27 protein-coding genes are annotated in these 26,989 nt (G+C 66.2%); 14 read left to right on the forward strand and 13 right to left on the reverse strand.

The window, feature by feature from the left end; genetic code table 11:
• Window positions 1–13: 13 nt before the first annotated feature.
• The 4 genes from AC1DHL_RS12075 to otsA all read left to right on the forward strand — a co-directional run bounded on the left by AC1DHL_RS12075 (window position 14) and on the right by otsA (window position 5,452).
• Entirely contained in the window at window positions 14–1,282 is a 1,269-nt protein-coding gene (locus tag AC1DHL_RS12075; RefSeq protein WP_478103138.1) for a multifunctional CCA addition/repair protein, read from the forward strand.
• A 62-nt stretch (window positions 1,283–1,344) separates the two neighbouring features.
• A complete protein-coding gene (gene otsB, locus AC1DHL_RS12080) occupies window positions 1,345–2,106 on the forward strand; it encodes a trehalose-phosphatase (RefSeq protein ID WP_478162108.1) in 762 nt (253 codons plus the stop codon).
• Between the two features lie 83 nt (window positions 2,107–2,189).
• Window positions 2,190–4,031: a glycoside hydrolase family 15 protein gene (locus AC1DHL_RS12085; protein ID WP_478162246.1), complete on the forward strand. Its 1,842-nt coding sequence runs from the start codon at window positions 2,190–2,192 to the stop codon at window positions 4,029–4,031.
• A 35-nt stretch (window positions 4,032–4,066) separates the two neighbouring features.
• The gene (gene otsA, locus AC1DHL_RS12090) at window positions 4,067–5,452 is read left to right on the forward strand and encodes an alpha,alpha-trehalose-phosphate synthase (UDP-forming) (RefSeq protein ID WP_478103207.1); all 1,386 of its coding nucleotides are present in this window, start codon (window positions 4,067–4,069) and stop codon (window positions 5,450–5,452) included.
• Window positions 5,453–5,530: 78 nt separating this feature from the next.
• Here otsA and AC1DHL_RS12095 read toward each other — a convergent pair whose 3' ends face one another.
• From AC1DHL_RS12095 to AC1DHL_RS12115, 5 genes are all read right to left on the reverse strand, one after another.
• Complete coding sequence (locus AC1DHL_RS12095; RefSeq protein ID WP_478162109.1) at window positions 5,531–6,169, reverse strand: hypothetical protein; 639 nt, start codon at window positions 6,167–6,169, stop codon at window positions 5,531–5,533.
• Between the two features lie 56 nt (window positions 6,170–6,225).
• Window positions 6,226–7,377 (reverse strand): helix-turn-helix transcriptional regulator, encoded by a 1,152-nt coding sequence (locus tag AC1DHL_RS12100; protein WP_478103134.1) that lies wholly within the window; start codon window positions 7,375–7,377, stop codon window positions 6,226–6,228.
• 756 nt (window positions 7,378–8,133) lie between these two features.
• Window positions 8,134–8,820 (reverse strand): hypothetical protein, encoded by a 687-nt coding sequence (locus AC1DHL_RS12105; protein WP_478162110.1) that lies wholly within the window; start codon window positions 8,818–8,820, stop codon window positions 8,134–8,136.
• A gap of 8 nt (window positions 8,821–8,828) precedes the next feature.
• Window positions 8,829–9,461 carry a hypothetical protein gene (locus AC1DHL_RS12110; protein ID WP_478103132.1) on the reverse strand — a complete coding sequence of 211 codons (633 nt, stop codon included), beginning with the start codon at window positions 9,459–9,461 and terminating at the stop codon, window positions 8,829–8,831.
• A 155-nt stretch (window positions 9,462–9,616) separates the two neighbouring features.
• Window positions 9,617–10,564 (reverse strand): LysR substrate-binding domain-containing protein, encoded by a 948-nt coding sequence (locus AC1DHL_RS12115; RefSeq protein ID WP_478103131.1) that lies wholly within the window; start codon window positions 10,562–10,564, stop codon window positions 9,617–9,619.
• Between the two features lie 130 nt (window positions 10,565–10,694).
• Here AC1DHL_RS12115 and AC1DHL_RS12120 point away from each other — a divergent pair, with 130 nt between their 5' ends.
• The 9 genes from AC1DHL_RS12120 (at window position 10,695) to AC1DHL_RS12160 (ending at window position 20,316) form a co-directional block, all read left to right on the forward strand.
• Window positions 10,695–11,579, forward strand: a complete 885-nt coding sequence (locus AC1DHL_RS12120; RefSeq protein ID WP_478103128.1) for a dioxygenase family protein — start codon at window positions 10,695–10,697, stop codon at window positions 11,577–11,579.
• Between the two features lie 151 nt (window positions 11,580–11,730).
• On the forward strand, window positions 11,731–12,537 hold the full coding sequence (locus AC1DHL_RS12125; protein WP_478162111.1) for a citryl-CoA lyase: 807 nt from the start codon (window positions 11,731–11,733) through the stop codon (window positions 12,535–12,537).
• Window positions 12,534–13,700, forward strand: coding sequence for a CaiB/BaiF CoA transferase family protein (locus AC1DHL_RS12130; RefSeq protein ID WP_478162112.1), 1,167 nt, complete (start codon window positions 12,534–12,536; stop codon window positions 13,698–13,700). The genes AC1DHL_RS12125 and AC1DHL_RS12130 overlap by 4 nt, the downstream gene beginning before the upstream one ends.
• Entirely contained in the window at window positions 13,697–14,659 is a 963-nt protein-coding gene (locus tag AC1DHL_RS12135) for a Bug family tripartite tricarboxylate transporter substrate binding protein (RefSeq protein ID WP_478162113.1), read from the forward strand. Before AC1DHL_RS12130 ends, AC1DHL_RS12135 begins: the two co-directional genes overlap by 4 nt.
• 47 nt (window positions 14,660–14,706) lie before the next feature.
• The gene (locus AC1DHL_RS12140; protein ID WP_478162114.1) at window positions 14,707–15,924 is read left to right on the forward strand and encodes an amino acid ABC transporter substrate-binding protein; all 1,218 of its coding nucleotides are present in this window, start codon (window positions 14,707–14,709) and stop codon (window positions 15,922–15,924) included.
• Window position 15,925: 1 nt separating this feature from the next.
• Complete coding sequence (locus tag AC1DHL_RS12145; RefSeq protein WP_478103122.1) at window positions 15,926–16,792, forward strand: branched-chain amino acid ABC transporter permease; 867 nt, start codon at window positions 15,926–15,928, stop codon at window positions 16,790–16,792.
• A 2-nt stretch (window positions 16,793–16,794) separates the two neighbouring features.
• Window positions 16,795–18,543, forward strand: a complete 1,749-nt coding sequence (locus AC1DHL_RS12150) for a branched-chain amino acid ABC transporter ATP-binding protein/permease (RefSeq protein ID WP_478162115.1) — start codon at window positions 16,795–16,797, stop codon at window positions 18,541–18,543.
• A complete protein-coding gene (locus tag AC1DHL_RS12155) occupies window positions 18,536–19,240 on the forward strand; it encodes an ABC transporter ATP-binding protein (RefSeq protein WP_478162116.1) in 705 nt (234 codons plus the stop codon). Before AC1DHL_RS12150 ends, AC1DHL_RS12155 begins: the two co-directional genes overlap by 8 nt.
• A gap of 44 nt (window positions 19,241–19,284) precedes the next feature.
• Complete coding sequence (locus tag AC1DHL_RS12160) at window positions 19,285–20,316, forward strand: uroporphyrinogen decarboxylase family protein (protein WP_478162117.1); 1,032 nt, start codon at window positions 19,285–19,287, stop codon at window positions 20,314–20,316.
• A 1-nt stretch (window position 20,317) separates the two neighbouring features.
• Here the strand turns inward: AC1DHL_RS12160 and AC1DHL_RS12165 are convergent, their stop codons facing one another.
• Window positions 20,318–20,650 (reverse strand): hypothetical protein, encoded by a 333-nt coding sequence (locus tag AC1DHL_RS12165; RefSeq protein ID WP_478103115.1) that lies wholly within the window; start codon window positions 20,648–20,650, stop codon window positions 20,318–20,320.
• A 181-nt stretch (window positions 20,651–20,831) separates the two neighbouring features.
• Here AC1DHL_RS12165 and AC1DHL_RS12170 point away from each other — a divergent pair, with 181 nt between their 5' ends.
• Entirely contained in the window at window positions 20,832–22,301 is a 1,470-nt protein-coding gene (locus AC1DHL_RS12170) for an aminotransferase-like domain-containing protein (protein WP_478103114.1), read from the forward strand.
• Window positions 22,302–22,335: 34 nt separating this feature from the next.
• Here AC1DHL_RS12170 and AC1DHL_RS12175 read toward each other — a convergent pair whose 3' ends face one another.
• From AC1DHL_RS12175 to AC1DHL_RS12205, 7 genes are all read right to left on the reverse strand, one after another.
• The gene (locus tag AC1DHL_RS12175; RefSeq protein ID WP_478103112.1) at window positions 22,336–22,500 is read right to left on the reverse strand and encodes a hypothetical protein; all 165 of its coding nucleotides are present in this window, start codon (window positions 22,498–22,500) and stop codon (window positions 22,336–22,338) included.
• Window positions 22,501–22,631: 131 nt separating this feature from the next.
• A complete protein-coding gene (locus AC1DHL_RS12180) occupies window positions 22,632–22,862 on the reverse strand; it encodes a hypothetical protein (protein ID WP_478103111.1) in 231 nt (76 codons plus the stop codon).
• Window positions 22,863–22,924: 62 nt separating this feature from the next.
• Window positions 22,925–23,851, reverse strand: coding sequence for an ROK family protein (locus AC1DHL_RS12185; protein ID WP_478103109.1), 927 nt, complete (start codon window positions 23,849–23,851; stop codon window positions 22,925–22,927).
• Between the two features lie 4 nt (window positions 23,852–23,855).
• Window positions 23,856–24,050 carry a DUF2905 domain-containing protein gene (locus tag AC1DHL_RS12190; protein ID WP_478103108.1) on the reverse strand — a complete coding sequence of 65 codons (195 nt, stop codon included), beginning with the start codon at window positions 24,048–24,050 and terminating at the stop codon, window positions 23,856–23,858.
• A gap of 9 nt (window positions 24,051–24,059) precedes the next feature.
• Window positions 24,060–24,842, reverse strand: coding sequence for a histidinol-phosphatase (gene hisN / locus AC1DHL_RS12195; protein ID WP_478103107.1), 783 nt, complete (start codon window positions 24,840–24,842; stop codon window positions 24,060–24,062).
• Window positions 24,843–24,869: 27 nt separating this feature from the next.
• Entirely contained in the window at window positions 24,870–25,769 is a 900-nt protein-coding gene (locus tag AC1DHL_RS12200) for a TauD/TfdA dioxygenase family protein (protein WP_478162118.1), read from the reverse strand.
• A gap of 121 nt (window positions 25,770–25,890) precedes the next feature.
• Entirely contained in the window at window positions 25,891–26,988 is a 1,098-nt protein-coding gene (locus AC1DHL_RS12205) for a class I SAM-dependent methyltransferase (protein WP_478162119.1), read from the reverse strand.
• Window position 26,989: the final 1 nt, after the last annotated feature.

A 26,989-nucleotide genomic window follows, 5' to 3' on the forward strand; every position in this document is an offset into this window, starting at 1 on the left:
CTACACTGCGCGCATGCAAATCTATCTCGTCGGCGGTGCGATCCGCGATGCGCTGCTGGGCCGGCCCGGCAGCGACCACGACTGGGTGGTGGTCGGCGCCACGCCGGAGCAGATGGTCGCGCGAGGCTATCTGCCTGTCGGCCGCGACTTTCCCGTCTTCCTTCATCCGGAAACGCGCGAGGAGTACGCGCTGGCACGCACCGAGCGCAAGAGCGCGCCGGGCTATCGCGGCTTCGTCGTCCATGCGGCGCCCGACGTCACGCTGGAACAAGATCTCGCACGGCGCGACCTGACGATCAACGCCATTGCGCTGCCGGCGGACAGGATCGGCGCATCCGACCGGCTCGACGTAGACCCGACGGAACTCGTCGACCCCTTCGACGGCCAGCGCGACCTGCGGGAGAAATGCCTGCGCCACGTGACGGATGCCTTCCGCGAGGACCCGGTGCGCATCCTGCGCGTCGCGCGATTCGCGGCGCGCTTCGACGACTTCCGGGTTGCGCCGGACACCATGGCACTCATGCGCGCGATGGTCGAGGCCGGCGAAGTCGATGCATTGGTGCCCGAGCGTGTCTGGCAGGAACTCTCGCGCGGCCTGATGGAAGCGAAGCCTTCGCGCATGTTCGAGTTGCTGCGCGAGTGCGGCGCCCTCGCCGTGCTGTTGCCGGAAGTTGAGCGGCTCTGGGGCGTCCCGCAGCCCGAAACGCATCACCCCGAGGTCGATACCGGCGTGCACCTGATGATGGTGCTCGACATGGCCGCACACCTCCACGCGCCGCTGTCGGTCCGCTTTGCCTGCCTGGTTCATGACCTCGGCAAAGGCACGACGCCGACCGACGTGCTTCCCCGGCATACCGGCCATGAGCAGCGCAGCGCCAGGCTCCTGCGGGCGGTGTGCGATCGCTGGCGCGTGCCCGTCGACATTCGCGAGCTGGCCGACGTGGTGGCACGCGAGCACGGCAACATCCACCGCAGCGGTGATCTCAACGCCGCGGCCGTGGTCCGGCTGCTGGAGCGCTGCGATGCTTTCCGCAAGCCGCAGCGCTTCGACGAGGTCCTCCAGGCCTGCGAGTGCGATGCACGCGGACGGCTGGGCCTCGAAAACCAGCCCTATCCCCCGCGCGAGCGCTTGGCGGCGGCACTCGCCGCGGCGCAATCGGTGTCCACCGAGCCCATTGCGCGCGAGGCGCTGGCGGCGGGCGCGACCGGACCGAAGATCGGCGATGCGATCACCCGTGCCCGCGTGGCCGCCGTGGCAGAAGGCCTTCGCCCCTACTCCTGAAGTTGGATTGGCGGTTTTGGCCGACGCGCTGCGCGGCGGGAGTCTGCTATGGTTTTCCCTCCATGCAGACGCCACCCAGACTCCCCACCGACGCTGCGCTCTTCCTCGACTTCGACGGCACCCTGGTGGCGCTCGCAGAGACCCCGGAGGCCGTGCATGTGCCACCTGCGCTCATCCCGCTGCTCGGCGATCTCCATGACCTCCTGGGCGGTGCGCTGGCCGTCGTCTCGGGTCGGCAGATCGACGTCATCGACCGCTTTCTCGCGCCCCTGCGCCTGCCCGCCGCCGGCGAGCACGGCGTCCAGCGCCGCGATGCGGACGGCCAGATGCAGGAACAGCGCGCGCCCGATCTCAAGAAGGTTCTCGACGTGGCCAACGAGCTTGCACGTGTGCACGAGGGCCTGCTGGTGGAGCGCAAGCACGCCGCCATCGCCCTGCACTACCGGCTCGCACCGCAACTCGAAGCCGTCTGCCGCGACGCGATGGCGCGCGTGATCGACGGCCAGCCGCAGCTGGAATTGATGCACGGCAAGTTCGTCTTCGAGGTGAAGCCCGCAGGCATCAACAAGGGCATCGCGATCGATGCGTTCATGCACGAAGCGCCTTTCGCCGGCCGCGTGCCCGTGTTCGCGGGCGACGACACGACCGACGAGAACGGTTTCAGCGTCGTGCAGCCGCTCGGCGGCGTCGCGATCAAGGTCGGCCCGGGCCCCAGCCAGGCGCTGCATCGGCTCGAATCGCCGCGCGAGCTCTTCGAATGGCTCGTGGCGGCGCGGGACTTGCTCGCAACGCCGTCATCCGCAACCCCGAGAAAACCGGCATGACGACCCTCCAAAAAGAAATCGAAACCGAAGCGCCCGATCGAGCGGGTCAGGCCCTCGCCGGCGCCGCAGGTGCGAGCGACACGATGCCGGAACATCTGGAAGCCCTGACCGCGCCGTCCGCGCGCACCGGCTTCGGGCCGCCGGCCGACCCCTCGCTCAATGTCGGCGTGATCGGCAACTGCGCGTACAGCGCGCTGGTCGACGAACGCGGCCGCGTGGTGTGGTGCTGCCTTCCGCGCTTCGACGGCGATCCCGTCTTCAATGCGCTGCTGCACACGGGCGAAGATGCAAGCGCCTGGGCCATCGAACTCGAAGACTTTGCGTCGTCCAGGCAGTGGTACGAACCGAACACCGCGGTGTTGCGCACCCAGTTGTTCGACTCCGCGGGCCAGGGCATCGAGATCACGGACCTGGCGCCGCGCTTTCACAGCCGCTCGCGCTACTTCAGGCCGCTCACGATGGTGCGCCGGGTCAAGCCCATCATCGGCACGCCGCGCATCCGCGTCTCGCTCGCGCCGCGCTTCCAGTGGGGCGGCATGGCACCGACCATCACGCGCGGCAGCAACCACATCCGCTACGTCGGGCCCGACTTCACGCTGCGGCTGAACACCGACGCCTCGGTCTCGCACATTCTTGCGCGCCAGCCCTTCGTGCTCTCGCGGGAGTACAACTTCGTGCTGGGTGCCGACGAAACGCTGAACGACGGCATCGCCGACACGGCGCGGCATTTTGAACAGGAAACCATCGCGTACTGGCGCACCTGGAGCAAGCGACTCGCGATTCCCTTCGAATACCAGGAAGCGGTGATCCGCGCCGCCATCACGTTGAAGCTCTCGCTCTACGAAGACACCGGCGCGATCGTCGCCGCGATGACCACCAGCATTCCCGAAGCGCCCGGCAGCCAGCGCAACTGGGACTACCGCTACTGCTGGCTGCGCGATGCCTTCTTCGTGGTGCGCGCGCTCAACAGCCTCTCGGAAGTCGGCACGATGGAGGACTATCTCCGCTGGCTATCCAACGTGGTGATCGGTTCGCGCGGCGAGCACATCCAGCCGCTCTACGGCATCGGGCTGGAGGGCGAACTGCCGGAATCCTTCGTCGAGGGCCTGAGCGGCTATCGCGGCATGGGACCGGTGCGCGTCGGCAACCAGGCGCAGGAGCACTTCCAGCATGACGTGTACGGCAACATCGTCCTCGGCGCGGCGCAGGCCTTTCATGACCATCGCCTGCTGAGCAGGGGCGGCGTGGCTGAGTTTCCGTATCTCGAGGCGGTGGGCGAGCAGGCCCTGCGGGTCTACGGCACACCGGACGCCGGCATGTGGGAGTTGCGCACGCGCGCTCGCGTGCACACCAGTTCGGCGCTGATGAGCTGGGCCGCCTGCGACCGACTTGCCAAGATCGCGCGCGCCCTCGGGCTGGCGGAACGCGCGGCCTACTGGCACGGCCACTCCTCGCGCATGCGCGAAGAAATCCTCGCCAAGTCGTGGTGCGAGAAACGCCAGGCCTTCGCCGAAAGCTTCGGCGGCCATGAACTCGATGCGAGCATCCTGCTGATGGCCGAAGTCGGCCTGATCGACGCGCGCGACCCCCGCTTCGTCTCGACCGTCGAGGCCATGGAAAAGTCGCTTTGCGATGGTCCCTACATGCGGCGCTACGAAGCAGCCGACGACTTCGGCAAGCCAGAGACCGCCTTCAACATCTGCACCTTCTGGCGCATCGACGCACTCGCGAAGATCGGTCGCAAGGCCGAGGCGCGGCAGATCTTCGAGACCATGCTGGCTGCGCGCAATCCGCTCGGTCTGCTGTCCGAAGACACGCATCCCGTCACCGGCGAGATGTGGGGCAACTTCCCGCAGACCTATTCGATGGTGGGGATCATCAACGCCGCGGTGAGGCTGTCGGCGCCCTGGGATTCGTGCATATGAACGCGCCCCTGCCCGGCGGCGGTCGCATGGAGAACATGAGTCGACTGGTCGTGGTCTCCAATCGAGTGGCCGATCCGCGCAGGCCGGCTGCCGGCGGGCTGGCCGTCGCGCTCGGCGATAGCCTTCAGCAAAGCGGTGGCCTCTGGTTCGGCTGGAGCGGGTCGATCGTCGAGGAAGGCCCCACCGGCGAGGGTGAACTTCATCGGCAGCAGGCGGGCAAGGTCACGCTCGCCACCATCGACCTGAGCCGCGATGACCACGACAGCTACTACCTCGGCTACAGCAACGACGTGCTGTGGCCGGTGTTCCACAACCGCCTGGATCTGGCGCACTTCGACGCCGGCTTCATCGGCGGCTACCGGCGCGTCAACCAGTTGTTCGCCCGCAAGCTGATGCCGCTGCTGAAGGACGACGACATCATCTGGGTGCACGACTACCACCTGATCCCGCTGGCGGCAGAGCTGCGCGCGATGGGTTGCAGGCAACGCATCGGCTTCTTCCTGCACATCCCGCTGCCGCCGCAGATCATCATCGCGGCGGTACCGCAGCACGAATGGCTCATGCGCTCGCTGTTTGCCTACGACCTGATCGGCTTCCAGGCCCATCAGGACGTGCAGCATTTCGAGCACTACGTGCAGAACGAGGCGCACGGCGAGGCTCTCGGCAATCACCTCTATCGCGCCTACGGCCAGACAGTGCGCTGCAACGCCTTCCCGATCGGCATCGATGTCGACGAGTTCGCCGCGCTCACGCACGCGAAGGAATCGCGCGACATGTACGAGACCATGAAGCGCGAGTATTCGAGCCGCCGCCTGCTGCTGGGCATCGACCGGCTCGACTACTCCAAGGGCATTCCGCAGCGGGTGCGCTCGTTCCGCGAGCTGCTGGCCAACTATCCCGAGAACCGCCGCAGCGCGACGCTGATCCAGATCGCGTCGCCGACACGCGAAACGGTCGATGCCTATGGCGACATCCGGCGCGAACTGGAGTCACTGTGCGGCGCCATCAATGGTGATTTCGGCGAGCTCGACTGGATGCCGGTGCGCTACATCCACCGCATGGTCGCGCGCAAGCGTGTGCCGGGCCTGTGCCGCGCGGCGGCGGTGGGCCTCGTCACGCCGCTGCGCGACGGCATGAACCTCGTCGCGAAGGAATACATCGCCGCGCAGGATCCGGCGGATCCGGGCGTGCTGGTCCTGTCACGCTTTGCCGGGGCGGCCGAGCAACTCAGGGAGGCGCTGTTGGTGAACCCCTACGACACCCACGGCACCGCGGAGACCGTGCAGCAGGCGCTGCAGATGCCGCTGGAAGAACGCCGGGAGCGGCATCAGAAGCTGCTGGCGCGGATTCGCGAGCAGGATGTGCATTGGTGGCGGGAGGGGTTTCTGGATGCGTTGCGGGCGGCGGAGAGCGTGCGGTAGCGGCTACCGAAAGCTATGCGGCGGCTCGATGTCGAGTTCGCTCGCGCTTCCAGAGGTGGAAGCGAAACGGCCAACTTGCTATTTGTCCTTTTGATCCTGGAGCCAATGCGGAGCCAGCACGGTCTTGGTCCTTGCGACTTCCCCGCAGTAGTCCGCTTTTGCAAATTTCGCCTTGGCCCTGGCCGAAGGGATCGGCGCCCAATGAACGGTGATGCTCTCCGATACCTTGGGATCCTTCGATACAGAAGTTCTTACATCATCGCGTTCCGCGTATCCGACCAGGATCGGCCCTGAGAGCTTGCGGGCATCGTCGAGTGCCCAGCTGCAGACCATCAGGTATCTCGGGATCTCCTCCCCTTTGAGTGGCGGCGTCGGCGTTGCGAATTTCCGCTTCGCGGACGCCAGCGTTTGATTGGGTACGTAGTCGGTTTGCCCCATCCAAGTCACATTTCCCGCGTCGTCGGCGGCGAACGCTGCGATGCCGCCTGCATTGGGGCGGTTGCCCACACTCAACGAGGTGTAGAAGCCGTATGACTGCTCGCCCCTGCGCAAGAAAATCGATCCCATGACCCAGGCGCTGACCTGAGGCTCGAATCCAGGCGGCATCGCGGGTTGTGCCTGGACGGCCGTGCTGATCGCGAGCAGCAATCCGGCGGCGGCCCACCGCTCGTAGCTGACAGCGCACGCGGGAGCAAATCGGCCCAAGAGCATATTCATGAATCCCCAATTTACGACCCTGCTGTCGATCGGGCGTCTCCCAAACAGGAGAGAAATCACAGATGCACCGAGATGCCCGCCACGCTGCGTGCCAGCAGGGCGACCAGCGCGGCTTGTCGACGAGTGCCCGTCTTGGTCAGCACCTTCTTGAGATGCGTGCGCACCGTGCCGAGGCCCACGCCAAGGGCGACGGCAATCTCTTCCAACGACCGGCCTTCGCTGAGAGCCACCGCAATCGCGGCTTCGGCTCGGGTCATGCCGAACAACTCGCGCAATGTCAGGGCCGCGGCCGACCCCGAATGTTCCGGATCACGGACAAAAATCATTGCGGCGGGCATCACGACATCCGTCGGCGCCCAGGCGGCGCGCCAAGGTGAAATCAACAGCGTGATGGGCAATCGCCCCGGACGCGCCACAGCCAGTGGCGCCCCCGGCGTATTGGGCTTCCCTCCTGCGGTTTGCACGGCCTCCCGGACCAGCCGCATCAGCCGGTTGTTCGCTGCGGGATCGTTCAGGCGCAACCGACCCCCCGTCGCCCGGATCTCGAGCGCCGATTGCAGCAGGCGTTCGACAGCCCGATTCGCATACACCACGGTGCAGGAGGCATCGACGACCAGCACCCCGGTCTCGATTCGCTCGATGGCGTCGACCGCGGCACTCTGCGCCAACCCGGTTCCGCGGAGCCTTTCGCGCAATCCGAGCGCCCGTCGCACATGCGGAAACAGGGCACCGAGTCGAAGGCGATCGGCGTCGGCGTAGCAGCCGGCGGCACGAGGCCGGTGCACCCCCAGGACGCCGATCTCTCCATGACTGGTTGGAAACAGCACGCCCACCATGTGATAGATGTCGAGTCTCCTCGTCCAATCCTGATAGAACCCCGTGCGTTCGAATTGGGTATCGGGCATCAGGCTCTGGCTGGTGAAGACATGGCCCATGTCGAACTGCGAAGAACGTTCGACCCACAGGTCGTTGCGATGCCAGTGCTCCGCCCACGACTGCTCTCCCGCCGAGACGCGCAGGTTTTCCGTCACGCTTTCCAATCGAGGTCCCGACTGGCCTCCAAAGGTTTTAAACACAGCACTGGAAGAATCGAAGGCGTCCGCGACCGACACGGCAAGATCCCGCCATCGGCCGTCATCGAGCGCCGCGTCATACAGCAAATCGATCACCGAACCAAGCTGGTCCAGCGGTCCCGCCACCTTGCCCATCGTGTGTACCTTCTTCCCCCGACTCGATGCAAATGTACGGGATGTAAGAAAATACGTCTACTCGAGAGCTCGGAAGATGCCGAGCACATCCCGACAGACAAAGCGCGTGCCTGGGCTCAGTCAGAGAGACATTCCCGGAGGACAAGCGCAGTCGTTGCTTCCGACCGCTGAGTCTCCGGTGCCGCGGCGACAGGCGGCCATCACAGTCGATTTTTCGCCGATCAAGGCGCCCTTCCCGGGCTTGAGTCGCGTCTGGGCGCAGAGCTCCTGGGTCACGGCGAGTGTCGAATGCCACAGCAGCACGACCTCTTCTCCACAGTTGTTTGTCGCCCGCTGATCGGGGCTGCGCTCCATGTTCTGGGTCGGCGAAACGGAGACGCAAGCGCTCCCCTTGCTCGTCACACTCGAGTACGGCCGCTTCGGGACGAATCCTCCTGACGCGGACTTCGGCTGTTGAATTGGAGGGATGGGTGGTGACGCCTGTGCCTGTTGTGCCTGTTGTGTCTGCGGCGCGCCGGGCGACGAGGTGCTCGTATCCTGCGGGCTCTTCGATGGGCCTGGGAGCACGTTGTCCAATGCCCTGCCAAGCGCATCGGTGGCGCTCTTCCCAAGTGTCTTTCCCAACTCGTCGAATGCTCCCGCGGCAGGTGCAGCCTGACCAAGCGCCATCCCGAGCAGGACCGCAACGAGCGCACTGTGCATCCTCTTCCCATTGAACCGTTTCATCGTGATGTTCCGATCAGGTTGCCGTAGCGGTCAGAGCCCGCAGGCCTTCATCGACGCCGCGCGCAAGGCTTCAACCTTGCGCAGGTTCGAATTGGGGCTTGCACGGAAGGCGTCGGAGAACCTGTTTCCCGTGCAGGCGCAAAACTGCGCGTGATCGGTCCGCTTGTGCTGCATGTAGTCGTCGCATGTCTGGTAGACCCAGGCGTAAATGGTCTCCTTGGGTGCCGCGCATGTCTGTCCGAGTTGGTACTGTTCTTCCACAGAGACCACCACGCTCTTGCGCGCCGTCAGCGCTTCGCGCGCTCCTCGGGTAAGGCATTCGCAGTCGTGCATATTTCTCAGGTAGGTCGTGTGAACGGCGCAGTTGTCGTGGTACTTGGCGACGGCCGCCTCGATCTGCTCCGGCGTGGCTTTGCCGCGCGCCGGCATCGGCCCCGGAGCGCTACCGGCCGCCACGGAGGCCCCACCTGCGGTCGGCGGCGGCGCCGCTGCCTGCGCCCGCTGGCCAGCCCCCGTTTCAGGCTGAGTGCCAGGTGAAGGATTGCTGGTCGGCTGATTGCCCAGGACGGAATCGACGTTGCGCTTGATCGCGTCGCTCAAGCTTTGTGCGAGACCCTCCTTCATGTCGTCGAACGTGGCGGCTGTTCCTGTCGTGGGACTGCCCGCGCAGAGGATTCCGACCAGGAAGAGGCGAGGGACAAACGTATACCGGCTCATTGCGAATCTCAGTTCGCTTGCTGCATTGCCGTCAGCTCGATGTTGGTGCCATCTGGACAGGTGCATGGCACGACGTAGGGTGACGACTTCGGCAGCGTCATCCTCGTACTGCAAAGTCTGGCCACCGGCATCATCTTCTTCACGGAATGCGCAGGCACCCACGCCGCATTGCAAACCTCCTGGCTCGTCTTGTAGTTCTGGTAGGTCAGCAGGGTCAGATCGCCGTCGCAGTCGTTGACGACGTCCATTTCCATGAACCCGCGGAACATCCTGAATTCCTTTTGTGAGCCGGCGAGTTTTCTCCTGGCGCAGCCGGAGGAGGCTTGGCCGGATGGTTGCGCCGAAGCGGATGGATTGCTTCCACTGCCCGGCATCGTCTTTGTCGCCACTTGGGAGCTCACAGGAGCTTGGGTTTGAGCGGGTGCCGTGGGGGCGGTGGACGCCGGAGCGGCGTTGCCGGAGGGAGGGTTCCCGAGGGCCGCGTCGAGGCTTCGCTTGGCAGCCTCCCCGAGACTCTGGCTCAGCCCCTGCTTCAGGTCGTCGAAGGTGCCGGCGCGGACCTGCATCGAGTACAGCGCGCAACCCAGCGCCAAAAGCGCGACGAGCGTGCCGGCGTGGAACCGAAGTCTGTAGTCCGTCATGGCACCTCCAGCCCCTGTGAAGGAGGTTCCGCCGACTGGCCCGCCTCCGATGTGCAGAGACAGTACTGCTTCGGATCCAAGTTCGCCTCTACCAATTAGGAGAGAAAGTGGGAGAGAAAGCCCGCATGCGGAACTGCAGGTGGGTGCCCCTGCGGCTATTTCCGAAGTCGCGAAGACCGCTTCTCGCCGTGGCGCGGCCCCGGCACTTCCCGCCGCAGGCTGTTCCCGAGCGCCGTCTTCCGCAAGATCACCGCAAACGACTGGACGAAGACCGGTTTCGTCTCGCCGAGTCGCCAAAGAATCCCGGGCGTGCGCGTCGGCGTCGGGCTTTCCAGCGGGATCACCGTCAAGCCCGCCATGCCCTCGGGCACGGCATTGATGGCAACGATCGAACCGATCTGCGTGCGGGCGACGAGAGCGAGCATGGGCGCGACCGTGGACATCTCGGCGACCACCGTCGGCTCCGCGCCGCAGGCCCTGAAGCATTCGTCCAGCATGGTCCGCGTCGAGAAGGAGGTCGAGATCAGCACCAGGTCCTGCCGGTGCAGTTCCACCATGCGAATGCGCTTGCGGCCGGCGAGCGGATGGCTGTTCGACACCACGAACACCATCTCCTCGTTGTAGAGCGGCTCGAACCACAGGTCGCTCGGATCCTCGGGCCGGTAGGCAATGCCGAGATCGAGTTCGCCGGCCTGCAGCCGATCGCAGATCACCTCGGCCGACAGTTCCTCGACGCTGATGCGCACCGTGGGATGGCGCGCCAGGAACAGCGACACGCACTCCGGAATCAGGCCGATGTTGAAGGTGTGGGTAGCGCCGATGCGAACCCTGCCGGTCAGGTTGCCCGCGCCGGGCTTGAGCAGCGCCACACCCTGGTCGACCTCCCGCAGCGCACGCGCAGCAAAGCCGCGCAGCAGTTCACCCGCCTCGGTGGTCACCACCTTCTTGCCGATGCGTTCGAACAGCGGCTGGCCGATCTCTTCTTCGAGCTGCCGTATCTGGTGCGACAGGGTGGACTGCGTGACGTGAACGCGTTCCGCCGCCCGCGTGAAGCTCAGGCAATCGCTCAGCGCGACGAAGTACCGCAGATGCCTCATCTCCATGAAAACCCCCACGAATGATCGATGCCATCGATGATATCGATGGAAATTCATCATTTGCGGGCTTTGTGTCGGCGTCCTATCGTCCGACGCGAATCGACGCCGAAGTACGGCGCGCAACAGGAGACAAGCCATGTCGGAATACAACCAGGACGGCATCACGCGGGACGTTCTCGAGGCCTTCGCCAGGACGCCCGATCCCCGTCTGCGCCAGCTGATGACCGCACTGGTCAAGCACGTTCATGCCTTCGCGCGCGAGGTCGACCTCCAGCCGGAAGAGTGGCTCGCGGCCATGAACTTCCTGACCGCGACGGGGCAGATCTCGACCGACAAGCGGCCCGAGTTCATCCTGCTGTCCGACACGCTGGGCCTGTCGATGATGGTGGTCGCGCTGGCACAGGCCCGCGCCAGCAAGGCAAAGGGCGCGACCGAGGCGACCGAGGCCACCGTCGAAGGCCCGTTCTATTGGGCTGGCGCGCCCGACGTGCCGCTGGGCAGCGACATCGCGAATGGCGCGACGGGCGAGCCAACCTTCTACATGGGCCGCGTGACCGACTGCGACGGCCAGCCGCTCGCGGGCGCGCTGCTCGACGTGTGGTCCGGAGACGGGCACGGCAAGTACGACGTGCAGCTCAGCAGCGAGCCGACGATGCAGGCGCGCGGACGCTTTCGCACCGATGCGCAGGGCCGCTACTGGTTCTGGTCCATCCGCCCGAACTACTACCCGATACCGGACGACGGACCCGTGGGCGACATGATGCGCGCGACCGACCGCAGCATCTACCGGCCCGGCCATCTCCACTTGCAGGTCTCGGCGCCGGGCCACGCGACGGTGACGACGCAGCTTTTCGTCGGCGGCAGCCCGTACATCGACGCCGACGCCGTCTTCGGCAAGCGCGACAGCCTCGTCGTGGACTTCGAGACCCACCCGCCCGGCAAGGCCGTGGACGGCCGCGAGATGCGCGTGCCGTACCACTCGGCGAGTTTCGACATCCGCCTCGCGCCGGCGACCGCTTGATGCACGCACCCTCCATTCATTTCAACTCACGCCCCATGAAACTGGCGCAGCCCAGCCCAGGGCACCCGCGGAACCGGCTTGGCCGGGCCGCCGGGTGCGCCCCCTTGAGGGGGAGCGCCGAAGGCGCATGGGGGCGTTTCAAGGACCTTTCATGAAGATCGGCAAGGCCACGGTGCCACGCACTTCCATCTCCACGTCGGACGCCCATACCATCGTCGTCCGCGGGATGGATCTTTCCCGCGAACTGATCGGCAAGATTTCCTTCGTCGATCATTTCTTCCTGCTGCTGACCGGCAGGCGCGGATCGGCCGGAGAAATCGCGGTGCTGAACGCCGCGCTGGTCGCGATTGCCGAGCACGGGCTGGTGCCGAGTGTGCAGGCGGCGCGCATGACCTTCGCCGCCGCGCCCGACGCGATGCAGGGTGCCGTGGCGGCGGGCATCCTGGGCTGCGGTTCGGTCGTGCTGGGGTCCTCCGAGACGGCTGGCCGCCTGTACGCCGAAATCGATGCGCTGGTGAGCACCGGACGGCCGTTGGACGCCGCGGCGCTCACGGTGGCGAAGACATGGCGCGAAGCCGGCCGATCGATCCCCGGCTACGGCCATCCGCTGCACAAGGCGCGCGATGCGCGCGTAGACGCCCTGTTCGCCGCGGCCAAGGCGGCAGGCACCGACCTGCGCTTCGTCGAGATCGCCACCGCGGTCGAGGCGCTCATGCCCGAGGTGCTGGGCAAGCCGCTCAAGCTGAATGTGTCGGGTGCGATTCCGGCCGTGCTCCTCGGCGCGGGCTTTCCTGTGGAGGCGCTCAAGGGCGTGCCGATCCTCGCGCGCACGGCGGGGTTGATCGCGCACATGTTCGAAGAGATGCGGCAGCCCATCGGCTTCGCGCTGTCGTACCAGGCGACGCGCGAGGCGGTCTACGAAGGCGCGCTCCCCGCCCACTTCGGAACCCACGAATGATCCCCGTCCTGAAAGGCCTCAAGGTCATCGAGCAAGGCACCTTCATCACGGGGCCGGCGGCGGGCATGCTGCTTGGCGACCTGGGCGCCGACGTCATCAAGGTGGAGCAGCCGAAGACGGGCGACCCGTTCCGCGCCTTCAAGGACGGCCTCTACAGCCCGCACTACCAGACCTACAACCGAAACAAGCGCAGCATCACGCTGGACCCCAAGGATGCCGGCGACCGCGAAGTGCTGGATGCGTTGATCGCCGATGCCGATGTCTACATCCAGAACTTCCGGCCTGGCGTGGCGGAGAAGCTCGGCGTGGGTGCCGAGCGCTTGCGCGCGCTCAATCCGAAGCTCATCTACTGTTCGATCAGCGGCTTCGGCGCCACCGGGCCCGCGGCGGACCGGCCCGCCTACGACACTGTGGCGCAGGCCGCGAGCGGCTTTCTCAACCTGCTGATCAATCCCGAGAACCCGCGCGTCGTGGGCCCGGCCATCGCGGATTCGCTGACCGGCTTCTATGCCGCCTACGGCGTGCTGGGCGCGCTGTTCGAACGCAGCAGGACGGGAGTCGGCCGCAAGGTCGAGGTGTCGATGCTGGAGGCGATGGCGCATTTCAATCTCGACGCCTTCACGCATTTCTTCCAGGTGGATGAAGTGATGGGGCCTTACAGCCGGCCGCGGGTCTCGCAGTCGTACGTGCTGCGCTGCGCCGACGACAAGTGGATCGCGCTGCACATGTCCTCGCCGGAGAAGTTCTGGCGCGGGCTCGCCGTCGCCATCGAGCATCCCCGCCTTTTCGAGGACGGGCGCTTCGCGACCCGCGAGGCGCGCATCGAGAACCAGGAGCAGCTGATCCAGCTGCTCGGCGAGCGTTTTCGCACGCAGCCGCGCGACGAGTGGTGCCGGCGACTGCAGCGCGAAGACGTGCCCCACGCGCCGATGTACGACACCAGCGAGGCGCTCGAAGACCCGCAGGCGAAGCACCTCCAGTTGATGACCTCTGCCGAACACCCGGTGATGGGCCTGTTCCGCACGGTGCGATCGCCAGTCAGCTTCGATGGCCAGCGCGCGCTCGAAGTCCGCCCGCCGCCGACGCTCGGCGAGCACAACGACGAGATTCGCGCCGCACTGCGGCACCGGGCGACGCCCAGGAATCCAGGAGATGCGGCATGAAGCACCATACGCTGCTCAATGTATTCGTCGCGTTCGGGTTGCTCTTCGGCGGCCTCGCCCAGGCGCAGGACCGCGCCCCGGTCCGGATGGTCGTGCCATTCGGCGCCGGCACCACGACCGACACGGTGGGTCGCATCGTCGGCGAAGCGCTGGGCAAGAACCTGCAGCAGCCGGTGATCGTCGAGAACCGGGCGGGCGCCGGCGGTTCGACCGGTACCGACCTCGTCGCCAAGGCCACGCCCGACGGCAGGACCCTGGTGATGGGCACCGTAGGCACCCATGCCATCAACGCGGCACTCTTCAGCAAGCTGCCCTACGACCCGCTGCGCGACTTCGCACCCGTCGCCTTCGTCGGCTACACGCCGACGCTGCTGGTCGTGGCGGCCGATTCACCCATCAAGTCGCTGAACGACCTGGCGCAGGCGGCCGCAAGGCCGGCGGGCGTGACCTTCGCCTCGGCCGGCAACGGCACCTCCGGCCACCTCGCGGGCGAACTTCTCGCGCAGCGCCTCGGCGGCAAGATGATGCATGTGCCGTACAAGGAGGGCGCCATGGCGTTGACGAGCGTGATGTCGTCGCAGGTCGACTTCATGTTCTATCACCCCGCGGCGGTGATGCCGCAGATCAAGGCCGGCAAGCTGCGCGCGCTGGGCGCGAGCGGCGCGGTGCGCAGTGCCGCAGCCAGCGATGTTCCGACGCTGATGGAGCAGGGCATCGCCGATTTCGATCTCGTTGCCTGGTTCATGCTCTATGCGCCCGCCGCGACGCCGACAGCCACGCTGGAGCGCCTGCGCACGGCCGCCGGCGCGGCACTCGCGCAGCCCGACGTCATGGCGCGCCTGCGCGACCAGGGTATCGAGTCGCGCAGCCTGCGCGCCGAAGAGATGCTGCCCTTCAACAAGACGGAGCTCGGCAAATGGGCCGGCTTGGTCAAGCGCTCCGGCGCACAGGTCGACTGACCCCCGGTTTCCCGTTTCGCCCACAAGAACTCATAGGAGACAAGACCATGAAGACGCAGACTTTCGAAGGCATCGGACGGCGCAGCGCGGTGGCGGCCATCGCGCTGGCTGCGGCAGGCGTCGCTTTTGCGCAGACGCCATCCGGCCCGCCGATCCGCATCGGCAGCACGCTGGCGCTCACGGGGCCGCTTTCAGCAACGGCGCAGATCCACAAGGTCGTGGGCGAGATCTACATCGAGCAGCTCAACAAGCGCGGCGGCCTGCTCGGGCGGCCGGTCGAGTGGGTGGTGAAGGACGACCAATCCAAGCCCGACCTCGCGCGCACGCTGTATGAGCAACTGGTCACCGCCGACAAGGTCGACCTTCTCATGGGCCCCTACGCCACCGGCGCGATCCTCTCGGCGATGGGCGTGGCGCAGCGCTACAACAAGGTGCTGGTGCATCACACGCTGGGGATTCCGTCGCTGGCCAAATACGACATGCAGTTCCCGGCCTGGTCGATCGGCTCGGACCCGGCGAACACGGTGCCGAACACGCTCTTCGATGCCCTTGCCGCATCCGCCAAGCCGCCGAAGACGATCGCGGTGGTCACCAGCAAGTTCCCGTCGATCCAGTTCATGAGCGCGGGTGCGCGGGAGGTGCTCAAGAAGCGCGGCCTCACCGAAGTGCTGTTCCTCGAATGGGACTTCGGCAACCGCGACTTCGGCCCGATCGCCAACCGGGTGAAGGACGCCAAGCCCGACTTCGTCTGGGTCGGCGCCATCGGCCTGGAGGGCAACCTGCTGCTCGATGCGATGAAGAAGATCGACTATGTGCCGCCGCAGCACTTCTACCTCTACCCCGCGCCCGGTCCGCTGCTCGCGTCGCCGGATGCGAAGAACGCGCTGTCGGCCACGATCTTCGAGGAGCAGCCGCCCTTCACCAGCAACCTGGGCGCCGCCGAGTTCATCAAGCTTTATCACGAGCGTGCCGCCAAGGCAGGTTTCACCGACACCTCCGTCGAGACGCAGGCCGCCGCTTCGTACACGGCTTGGCAGATCCTGGAAGCCGGCGTCGTCAACACCAAGAGCCTGGACGACAAGACCATCGCCGCCTACCTGAAGACGCACAAGGTCGACACGCTGCAAGGCAAGCTGCGCTTCGACGGCGTCGGCAACTTCGGCGACGACCTGATGCGCATCAAGCAGATCCAGGACGGCAAGTGGGTCATCGTCTGGCCAAAGGAAGTCACCGCAGGTGGCGCCAAGCTGCTAGCCAGCCCCTGACATGTCGGGCTTCACGCTGCCCAGCCTGTCACTGCTGTCCCAGTCCATCCTCTCCGGTGTCTTCGTCGGCGCGCTGTACGGGCTGATGGGTCTGGGCCTGAGCCTCAGCTGGGGGTTGCTGCGGCTGATCAATCTCGCGCACTTCGCGTTCGCGTTCATGGCCGCCTATCTCTGCTACCAGATGGCGACGATGGGCATGGACCCCTTGCTGACGCTCGTGGTCATCGTGCCGGCCTTCTTCGCGCTCGGCGCGGGACTGCATTGGGTGATGGCGCGCTTTGCGGTGACGCCCTTCAACTCGCTGCTGCTGACCTTCGGCTTGATGGGCATCGCCGAGAGCGTGATCCAGGCCATCTGGACCGCCGACTTCCGAAAGCTCGAATCGAGCTACGCGCAGCAGAAGTTCAAGATCGGCGAGCTGTTCGTGCCGGTGCCGGAGTTCATCACGCTGCTGCTGGCGGTCGGTCTCGCGTTCGCGGTTTGGGCCGTGCTGCGTTTCACCGATCTGGGCAAGGCCATGCGCGCTGCCGCGCAAGACGCGCCGGTGGCGGCGGCCTTCGGCATCAATGAAAAGGCGCTCGGGTTGCTGCTCGCGGGAACGTGCGCCGCGCTCGCCAGCGTGGCCGGCGTGTGCCTGGCGCTGAGCTTTACGCTCGCGCCTTCGCAGATGTATGCCTGGGTCGGCGTGGTGTTCGCGGCCGTGATGCTTGGTGGCCTTGGCAGTGCGCTCGGGCCGCTGATCGCCGGCACGCTGATCGGCGTCAGCGAAGCCATCACGATGGCGATCACCGCGCCCTCATGGGCGCCGATCGTGTCCTTCACGCTGCTGATCGTGATCCTCGTCTTCCGCCCCGGAAAGACCACCTGACGATGAAACGCACCCCCGTGGTCATCCTGCTGGCCGGCGTTGCGCTGGCCTTCGTGCCGCAACTCGGCCTGCCCGCCTTCTACGACTCGCTGCTCTATCTGATGCTGAGCTGGATCGTGCTGGCGACCTCATGGAACATCCTGTCGGGCTACTCGGGCTACTTCTCGTTCGGGCACGGGGCCTTCTTCGGTGCCGGCATCTACACGAGCGCCACGCTGATGGCGCGCTACGACTGGCCCTTCCTGTGGACGCTGCCGGCGGCGGCGCTGGTCGCTGCGCTGCTCGGCGTGGCGCTCGGCGCGGTCGTGTTCCGGGTCCGGGGTGTGCGCGGCGAACTCTTCGCGCTGCTCACGCTGGCGATCACCTTTGTCATCGGCACCATCGTCGTCAACACGCCGCTGGATGGCGGCTCGGGCGTGCCGCTCAGTGCCGTGCCTGTCCCGAAGATCGGCCCGACCCAGTCCTCGACGTTCTACCTGCTCGCGCTGGCCGCCGCCGTGGGCACGCTGCTGATCGCCTGGGGCATCCAGGTGTCGAAGTTCGGCGCGGGCCTGTTCGCGATTCACGACGATGAAGACGCCGCCGAAGTGATGGGCGTGCCGACCTACCGCTACAAGCTGCAGGCGCTTGCCATCTCGTGCGCGCTGGCCGGCGTGGCCGGCGGCATCCATGCGCTGTTCCTGTCGTACGTGACGGCCGGCGAAGTCTTCACCATCACCGTGCCGCTGACGGTGGTGCTGATGAGCGTGCTCGGCGGCACGCGCCACTGGGCCGGGCCTGCGATCGGAGCCGTGGTCATCACCGCGTTGCTCTACAGCTTCACGGCGGCCGACCATGCGGTGGCCGGCAAGGCGCTGATCGGCATCATCCTGATCGCGGCCATCCTGTTCATGCCCGAGGGCATTCTGGAGCGCGTGCGCCGCCTGTGGCGGCCAGCGCAGCCCGTCATGCCGCCAGAGACCCACACGGCACCGGCATCGGCGGAGACGCCTGTTCGACCCTCACCGGTGATCGCAGGACATGGCGACCTGCTGCTGCGCGTGCGGGGCCTGAGCAAATCGTTCAAGGGCGTGCGCGCGCTGACCAGCGTCAACGTCGACGTGCGGCGCGGCGAGATCCTCGGCCTGCTCGGTCCGAACGGCTCCGGCAAGTCGACCTTCATCAACGTCGTCAGCGGCCACTACACGCCCAGCGGCGGCGAGATCGTCTTCGAAGGGCGCTGCCTGAACGGCCTGCCCGCGCACCGCATCGCAGGCAGCGGCATCGCGCGCACCTACCAGATCCCCCGGCCCTTCGCGCACCTGAGCGTGCTGCAGAACGTGGCGATCGCCACGATGTTCGGCGGCGCGGTCCGCGATCCGGACAGCGCGCGCAAGCAGGCCATGACCTGGCTCGAATTCACAGGTCTGCAGGACAAGGCCGGCGCGCTGCCGGACGACCTGAACCTGCACCAGCGAAAGTTCCTCGAACTCGCCCGCGCGCTGGCCTCGCGCCCGCGGCTGGTGTTGCTCGACGAGGTGCTGTGCGGGCTCACGCCGAGCGAAATCGACGATGCGGTGGCGCTGATCCGGCGCATCCGCGACCAGGGATCGAGCATCGTCTTCGTCGAGCACGTGATGCGCGCCGTGATGGCGCTGACCGACCGCATCGTGGTGTTCAATCACGGCGAACTGCTCGCCGAAGGAGCGGCCACCGACGTGATGCAGCGCTCCGAGGTGATGACCGCCTATCTGGGGAAGGCCCATGCTTGAAGTCCGGGATCTCCAGGTCGCCTACGGCGCCGCGCCTGCGCTGTGGGGCGTTTCGCTCGACGTGCGGCCCGGCGAGCTGCTGTGCGTGGTCGGCCCGAACGGCGCCGGCAAGACGACGCTGATCAACACCATTGCGGGAATGCTGCGCGCAAGCGGCGGCAGCATCGGCCTCGACGGCCGGGACATCACCCGACTGCCGCCGCATCGTTTCTGCGAGGCCGGCATCGCGCTGGTGCCCGAAGGGCGGCGTCTCTTCGCCGGTATGACCGTCCTGGAGAACCTGCAGCTCGGCAGCTACCTGCCGCATGCCAAGGCGCAGCGGCGCGACACGCTGGAGCAGGTGATCGCGCTGTTCCCCGTCATCCGCGAGAAACTGGCGAGCCCGGCCGGCGAGTTGTCCGGCGGACAGCAGCAGATGGTCGCGATCGCCCGGGCGCTGATGGCGCGCCCCCGTTTGCTGCTGCTCGACGAGCCCTCGCTGGGCCTGTCGCCGCGCATCGTGCACGACATGTTCGCCGCCATCCGGCGAATCAATGCCGATGGCATATCGGTGCTGCTGGTCGAACAGAACGTCACGATGGCGCTGGAGGTGTCGCACCGCGCCTATGTGCTCGAAGAGGGCCACGTCGTGGCCGAGGGCGTGCCGCAGGAGTTGCTGGCGCGGCCCGAGATCCGGCGCGCCTACCTGGGCGTCTGAGCCGCCGAATCGTACGAACTTCAATTTCACCCTGGAGGAAAACCATGCTGTTCCCCACCACCATCGTCGGCAGTTTCCCGCAGCCGGAATGGCTGATCGACCGCGCCAAGCTGGCCGGTCGCTTTCCGCCGCGCGTCCGTGCGCGAGAGCTCTGGCGCATTCCGCCGCAGTACCTCGAGGAAGCGCAGAACGACGCGACCCTGATGGCGATCCGCGCACAGGAAGAAGCCGGACTGGACATCGTCAGCGACGGCGAGATCCGGCGCGAAAGCTATTCCAACCGTTTTGCCACTGCGCTCGACGGCGTTGATCTCGACAACCCGGGCACCGCGCTGGACCGATCGGGTCATCCGAACCCGGTGCCGCGCATCGTCGGCAAGATCGTCCGCCGGCATGCCGTGGAAGTGGACGACCTGAAGTTCCTGCGGGCCCACACCAACCGCCAGGTGAAGATCACCGTCCCCGGCCCGTTCACGATGCTGCAGCAGGCGCAGAACGACCACTACGCGAGCGAGGAAGAAGCAGCGATGGACTACGCCGCCGCAGTCAATGCGGAGATCCGCGACCTGTTCGCCGCAGGCGCCGACGTGGTCCAGATCGACGAACCCTATATGCAGGCGCGTCCCGAGAAGGCGCGGCAGTACGGCCTGAAGGCGCTGAACCGCGCACTCGACGGCATCACCGGCACGACGGCGGTGCACATCTGCTTCGGTTACGCCGCGATCATCCACGAGCGGCCGAGCGGTTATTCCTTCCTGTCCGAATTGGCGCAGTGCAGTTGCCGGCAGGTTTCGATCGAGACCGCGCAATCGAATCTGGACTGTTCCGTGCTGCGGCAACTGGACGGAAAGCGCGTGATGGTGGGTTGCATCGACCTGTCCGACCCGAAGGTCGAATCAGTCGAAACGATCGCCGGGCGCATCCGCCGCGCACTGCCTTACATCAAGCCGGAGAACGTGATCCTGGCGCCCGACTGCGGCATGAAATACCTGCCGCGCGACGCGGCCATCGGCAAGCTGCGCGCGATGGTCTCGGCCGCCAAGATCCTCCGCGAGGAGTACGCCGCGGCGGCCTGACTCAATGGCGCCAAGCCACGTCGCCAGTGAGCAATTGCACGAGCCGCGCGACGAGAGAAGCCGTCGTCTCGGGCTTGCGCGCCGGCTGCGGCAGGCCACGAACCTGCGCGGCGGACAGTGCCGAGACCTCGATCCAGCCGCCGCGCTCGATGACATGGGCCTCGCCTTCATTCAGCAGGGTCCGCGCGCTGAACATCGTTTCGCCGAACCATGCGGGCGGCGAGCAAACGCGCACGCTACCTTGCGCGACAAGCATCGTGAAGCCTGGGTCGACGGCCACGCGCAGTGTCTGGCCCGCTTGAAGACTGGTGATTTCGGAAAGTTCGCTCGACATGGTGATACCTCTTTGAGAACGATCTGGGTGCCTTCATGGTAGGCAGCGGGTCGCCTAGAAAACAGGCACAGCAGAAGGGAAGCTGAAGCACAACAGATGGGCTCGAGAAGCGTCTGTTATGGTCGATTTCCTTCGGATCTGCATCTGTTTTCAAGACACGGACCGCGCGAGGATCAAAGCCATGGAATCGCCACCGCTCTACCGGAAGCTCGCCACCCGTTACGTAGACGCCATCCGCGCCGGCTCCCTCGAGCCCGGCGACAAGCTGCCATCGTTGCGCAGCCTGATGCGACTGCACGACATCAGCCTTTCCACCGCACTGCAGCTTTGCCGCGCGATGGAAAGCGAAGGCTGGGTCGAGGCCCGGGATCGCTCCGGTTACTTTGTGCGGCGTCCACGCCGGCTCGCGATCGCAACGATGGAGGAGCCCGCTGCCAACGAGCCGCCCAACCCGGCCCAATACGTCGGCATTCACGCGAAGGTTTCGGAATTCGTCGCGCGTCGGCGCCAGGGCGAGGTGCGGATCGACTTCTCGACGGCACGCGGCGCACCAGGGCTCTACCCCGCGCAGGCGCTTCGCACGACCATGATTCGGCTGCTGCGCCAGCGGCCGGAGTTGCTCACGACTGCAGCGCCCTCGCGCAGCCGCACGCCATTGCGCGAAGTGGCGGCGCGGCGCGGCTTGCGTGTCGGCATGGCACTGTCGCCCGACGACGTGATGGTCACCAACGGCTGCATCGAAGCGCTCAACCTCGCGCTGCGCGCCGTGGCCCAGCCCGGCGACACGGTGGCGGTCGAATCGCCGACCTTCTACGGCTTGCTGCAGGTGCTCGAAAGCCTCGGCATGCGCGCGGTCGAGATTCCGACCAGTCCGCAGACTGGCCTGTCGATCGAGGCCCTGGAGATGGCGCTCGACGCCTACGACAACATCAAGGCGGTGGTGATCGTGCCCCACCTGCAGAACCCGCTGGGCAGCGTCATGCCCGACGCGCACAAGCAGCGCCTGGTCGCGCTGTGCGAGCAGCGCGCCGTTGCACTCATCGAGGACGACTCCTACAGCGAACTGCTCGACGCCGACGTGCCGCCGCGCGCGATCAAGTCATGGGACCGCAGTGGCAACGTCATCCATTGCGCATCGCTGCACAAGATCCTGGCGCCCGGCATGCGTCTGGGCTGGATGTCGGCCGGCAGATGGCACGGGCGCGTCGAGATGCTCAAGTACACCCAGTCGCGCAGCAACGAGGAACTCTCGCAATGGGTGGCCGGCGAGTACATGGGCACCGGCGCCTACGACCGCCATCTGCGCCGCCTGCGCGAAAAACTGAAGGATCAGCGCGAGCAGACGGCCGATGCGATCGCCGCGCACTTTCCGTCAGGCACCCGCCTGAATCTTCCGCCCGGCGGTCTTCAACTGTGGGTGGAACTGCCTGGGCGGCTTTCGTCCATGGAGGTATTCGACGCGGCCTTGCGCGAACGCATCCTGGTGGCGCCGGGCACGCTCTTCTCGAATTCTTCGCGCTTCGACCACTACGTGCGGATCAACTGCGGCAGCCCCTATGACGACACCGTCGCTGCGGGACTGCGACGGCTGGGTGAGATCGTCGGCGAATGCGCGGCCGAACAGAGCGCGAAGCTGCGGATGGCAGCCTGACGGTCGTTCGCTCGTCGGCAGGTAGGCCGGTGATTCAGACGACGGTTTCACCTCGGATCGCATCCGTAGACCTGCGGATCTGATCCGCCATGAGACGTTCCAAGTGCGTCGGCGGCGTACGGTGCGCAAGCAGATCGATGACCCAGCCGACGGCCACCAACGCGCCAAGTGCTGCAAGAGTGAAGATCGCTGAATCCATGGTCCGCTCCGTCGTGTAACCGCTGAGGCAGCGCGCACTTTGCCTGCGTGAGACCGGCCGGTGAAGGGGCCAAATGGCGCATTTGGCAGTGACAAATTCACTTTTCGGACCGGGAGGGATTTGATAGACGCCTAGATCATTGCCCGCAATCGCCGCTGCGCGCGATCGAGTCCGACGACCAAGCGGTTCTCGATACTTTCCGCCTCCGTGATTCGCTCGTCGAGCCACACTGCATCCGCGCTTCCGACTCGGGACATCTTCTGCATCATCCTGGCGATGAGGGCGTTCTGATCCGTGATCAACCCATCCCAGAGGTCAACATCCGCCTGGGCGCCTTGTATTTCCACGTAGCTGGCCGTCATCGTTGTCTCCTGGGCGCGTGTCTGAGTAGCGTAGCACTGCGACCCTGCGCCTCGACGATGCCTCAAGCGATCAGGGCCAACGCGCCGTAGTCGCCCACCGTGTTGCCGAGGCCGGCGGGAATCAGCACGGCGCCGCGCGTCAATGCAACGAGCTTGCCGTCGATCTGAGCCTGCAAGCGCGGCAACAGGAAATCGCGGTTGTTCCAGAACACGCTGCCGCCCAGGCTGATGCGTTCGAGGTCCAGTGTCGCGATCAGGTTGTAGAGCATGCGGCCCATGACCCGGCAGAGCCCGTCCGCCGTGGCAATGGCCTGTGCATCGCCGCGCATGGCCGCCGAGAACAAGTCGGGTGCGGACTGGCCGAATCGCCGTGCGATCGCATTGCCCGCGCTCAGTCCCTCGACATCCCCGACGTTGCCGCAGCCGCACAGCGCATTGCTGTCGTCATCGACGACGAAGCTGTGTCCTGCGTGGCCGGCGTTGCCGTTCTTGCCGCGCAGGACGCATCCGTCGACGCACAGGCCGACGCCGATGCCGGTGCTCCACGTGACGTAGGCGCAATGGTCGACTCCCTGCAGCGCGCCCCAGCGCCGCTCGGCTTCGAGTGCAGCGACTGCATCGTTCTCGACGCGGACGTGCGGGAACCGCCGGCGAAGCGGCGCTTCGAGCAGTGCGGTCATCCACTGGTTGGGCAGCCCACGCGCGGGGCCGGCAATGCCGCCGCAGATGTTCGGCGTCGCCAGCTCGACCATGCCGTCTCGCAATTCGAAGGGGCCCGCCGACGAAACGCCGACGCGATCGATGCTGGCGAGATCGACGCCCTGCTCCGCGCAGGCCTCTTCGATCAGCCGAATGATCTGAACGGCCACCGCATCGTTGTTTCCGGTCTTGGCGGTGGGTTCGCTGCGGCGGCCGATCAGCGGCGGAGCACCGGTCGCGGACAGGCTCACGGCCACTTTGGTTCCGCCGAGGTCGACGCAGGCTTTCATCGATTCAAATCCATCGCGCGATCAATGCCGCGATCATGCTGAGAACGACCGTGCTGGCGATCGGCAATTGCCATTCGCGTCCGAAGGCACGGAACTCGAAATCGCCAGGCAGCCGCCCGAAACCGAAGCGCCGCAGCCATTGGGTGAGCCCGCTCATCAGAACGAGCGCAAGAACGACGACGATCAGCCAGCGAATCATCCGGAGAGTTTAGGCCGCTAGCAACGCCAGCGCCTGTCGGTGAAGTTCGGGCGTTGCGGCGGCGATGACGCGCCCGTCAGACTGCAGGCCGAGCGGACGCCCTTCCCAATCGGTCACGATGCCGCCCGCTGCCTCGATGAGGCCGGTCGGGCCGAGATAGTCGTAGGGTTGAAGGCCGGTTTCGACCACCAGATCGATCGTGCCGCCCGCGAGTTGCGCGTAGCCGTAACAGTCGCCGCCGAAGCGCCGCATCGCGCACTGGCGGCTGAGCTTGTCGAAGGCCTGCCAGTCGGCCGCGTTGAAGATGTCGGGCGATGTGGTGACGATGCGGGCCTCTGCGATGGTCTTGCAATCCCTCACGCGTACAGGTTGACCGTTGCGGTTGGCACCGATGCCGGCCTGGCCGACCCAGCGTTCGCCAAGCACCGGCATGTCGACCATGCCCAATTCCACACGGCCACCGCGCACCAGCGCGATCAGCGTGCCCCAGAGTGGCGAGCCGGTGATGAAGCTGCGTGTGCCGTCGATCGGGTCCAGCACCCAGACGCGTTCGGCTTCCAGGCGCTCGCGCCCGTGCTCTTCGCCGAAGATGCCGTCGGCGGGCCGTTCGGCGCCGAGGATGTCGCGCATCGCCGTCTCGGCGGCACGGTCGGCCTGGGTCACGGGGCTTTCGTCGGCCTTGGCGATGATGTCGAGCGGCGTGCGGAAGAGGCGCAGCGAATGCGCCGCCGCCGCGCCAGCGAGCGCATGGGCGACGCTCAAATCGGCTTCGGGAGAAAAAGTGGAGCTCATGAGGGCCGATTAGACCCGAGCCCGGTGTCAGAAGGGTTGGTCGCCCTCGACGGTGGTCCGGTAGAGCTTGCGGCGCAACGCGTCCGGCGTTCCCGCAGCCAGGTGCATCAGCGAGCGGTTGTCCCAGAACACAAGATCGTGCTGCGCCCAATGGTGCCGGTAGACGAATTCGGGCTTCACGCTGTGCGCGAACAGTTCAGCCAGCAGCGCATCGCTCTCGGCCTGAGGAATTCCGACGATACGCGTCGTGAAGTGCTCACTGACGAAGAGCGCCTTGCGGCCGGTCTCCGGATGGGTGCGAACCACCGGCTGGACGGCCGGCGCGACCTGGTCGATCTGGGCTTGCGACAGCTTGGGCCGCCACGGATTCTTCGCCCGCAGTTCTTCGTACTTGGCCAGGTAGCTGTGCTCGGCCTTGAGCGGCAGGATGCGCTCCTGCAGCACGGGATCAAGCGCTTCCCACGCCAGGTGCTGGTCGGCGAACAGCGTGTCGCCGCCCTCGCTCGGCAGTTCCTGCGCATGCAGCAGCGAACCGAGGCTGGGCCGGGTCTTGTAGGAGATGTCGGAGTGCCAATAGACACCCGCATCGCCCAGGCCGATCGGCTCGCCGTTTTCCTTGATGTTGGAGACGATCAGGATCTCTGGATGGCCCTCGAGGTGGAATTGATGCAGCACATGGATTTCCAGCGGCCCGAAGCGACGGCTGAACGCCACGTGCTCCGCGGGCGTGATTTGCTGGTCGCGGAAGACGAGCACGTGGTGATCGAGGTGCGCGCGGTGGATGCGCGCGAAGTCGGCATCGTTGATTGGCTTCGAGATATCGAGCCCGACGATCTCGGCGCCCACCGGCGCATCGAAACGTCGCACTTCGAAGGGCTGCGCCGGCGCATTCCGCGTGTCGGCTTCGGGAGAAAGAGTAGCAGTCATTCAGACAATCCATCGTGGCGTCGCGCCTTTAGAGCCTTCAGGCGGGCAGCGACCGGTCTGCCACTTTAGGACGCGCGGCGCGAATCTCCAACCAACGGTTGGTTGCTAGCTTATTCGGGCCTCACAGCGTGTGGATCCGGTCGCCTTCGGCGAAGCCGAGCGCATCCCAGTGCGCCCCCACCGTGAAGCCGATGACCTTGAACAGTTCGCCCATCTCGTGCTCATGGATCAACCGGGCCGCCATGCTCCGCTCGGCGAGCGTGGCCTGCTCCATCATGGGAAGGATGCCGGCGTTCAGCAGGAACCTCGCCTGGCTGCCATAGCCCAGGACCTCGAAACCCGCGTTCTGGCCCGCGAGCGCGACCGAGGTGAAGTTCACGTGGGCGGTGATGTCCTTGGCGCCTACGTCGGCGAGCGGATCGCCATCGGCCTGGTGCCCGAGATGGCACATCACCGTGCCCATGTGGCGTTGCGGGTGGTAGTACTCCGACTCCGGAAAGCCATAGTCGAAGAAGAAGGCTGCGCCCTGCCTCAGGCGATCGGCGAGCGTGGCGATGAAGGCCTCGGCTTGCGGATGGATTTCGGTCAGGTAGTCGTGAGTGCCTTCGATCTCCACCGGCGGGCGCAGATCGGTGGGGCGGTCCTCCCAGGCGAATCCTTCGCCATCGCGCACCACGCCGCGCTCGAACCAGGCGCCGCCTGTCCGCACCAGCAGTTGCACCGGCATCGCGTCCAGCACCTCGTTGCCGACGATCACGCCGCGCATGGTCTCGGGCAGTTCGGCAAGCCATTCGACCTTGCTGCCATGCCTGGCCAGTGTCTGCTGCTGCCGCTCGCGCAGGGTGCCGGAAAGATCGACGATGCGATAGCGCACCACGCGATCGCCCAATGCATCGAGCAGTTGCAGCGCCAGCGCACCCGAGCCGGCGCCGAATTCCCAGATTTCATCCGTGCCGGTCTTCGCGAGGGCCTCGGCCACCTGAACGGCCAGCGTTCGGCCGAAGAGCGGTGTCAGTTCGGGCGCCGTCACGAAATCGCTGCCGGAAGACGGCATCTGGCCGAACTTGCGGCTCGAATTGCCGTAGTACCCCCATCCGGGCGCATACAAAGCCAGCGCCATGAAGCGGTCGAAAGGCAGCCAGCCACCGGCGCGCTGCAGCGCGGCATCGATAATCCGGGTCAAGGGGGTGGCGCGTCCGGCGCCCTGCTCCAGGTTCATA

The sequence above is a fragment of the Variovorax sp. 10L426 genome (assembly GCF_056395305.1).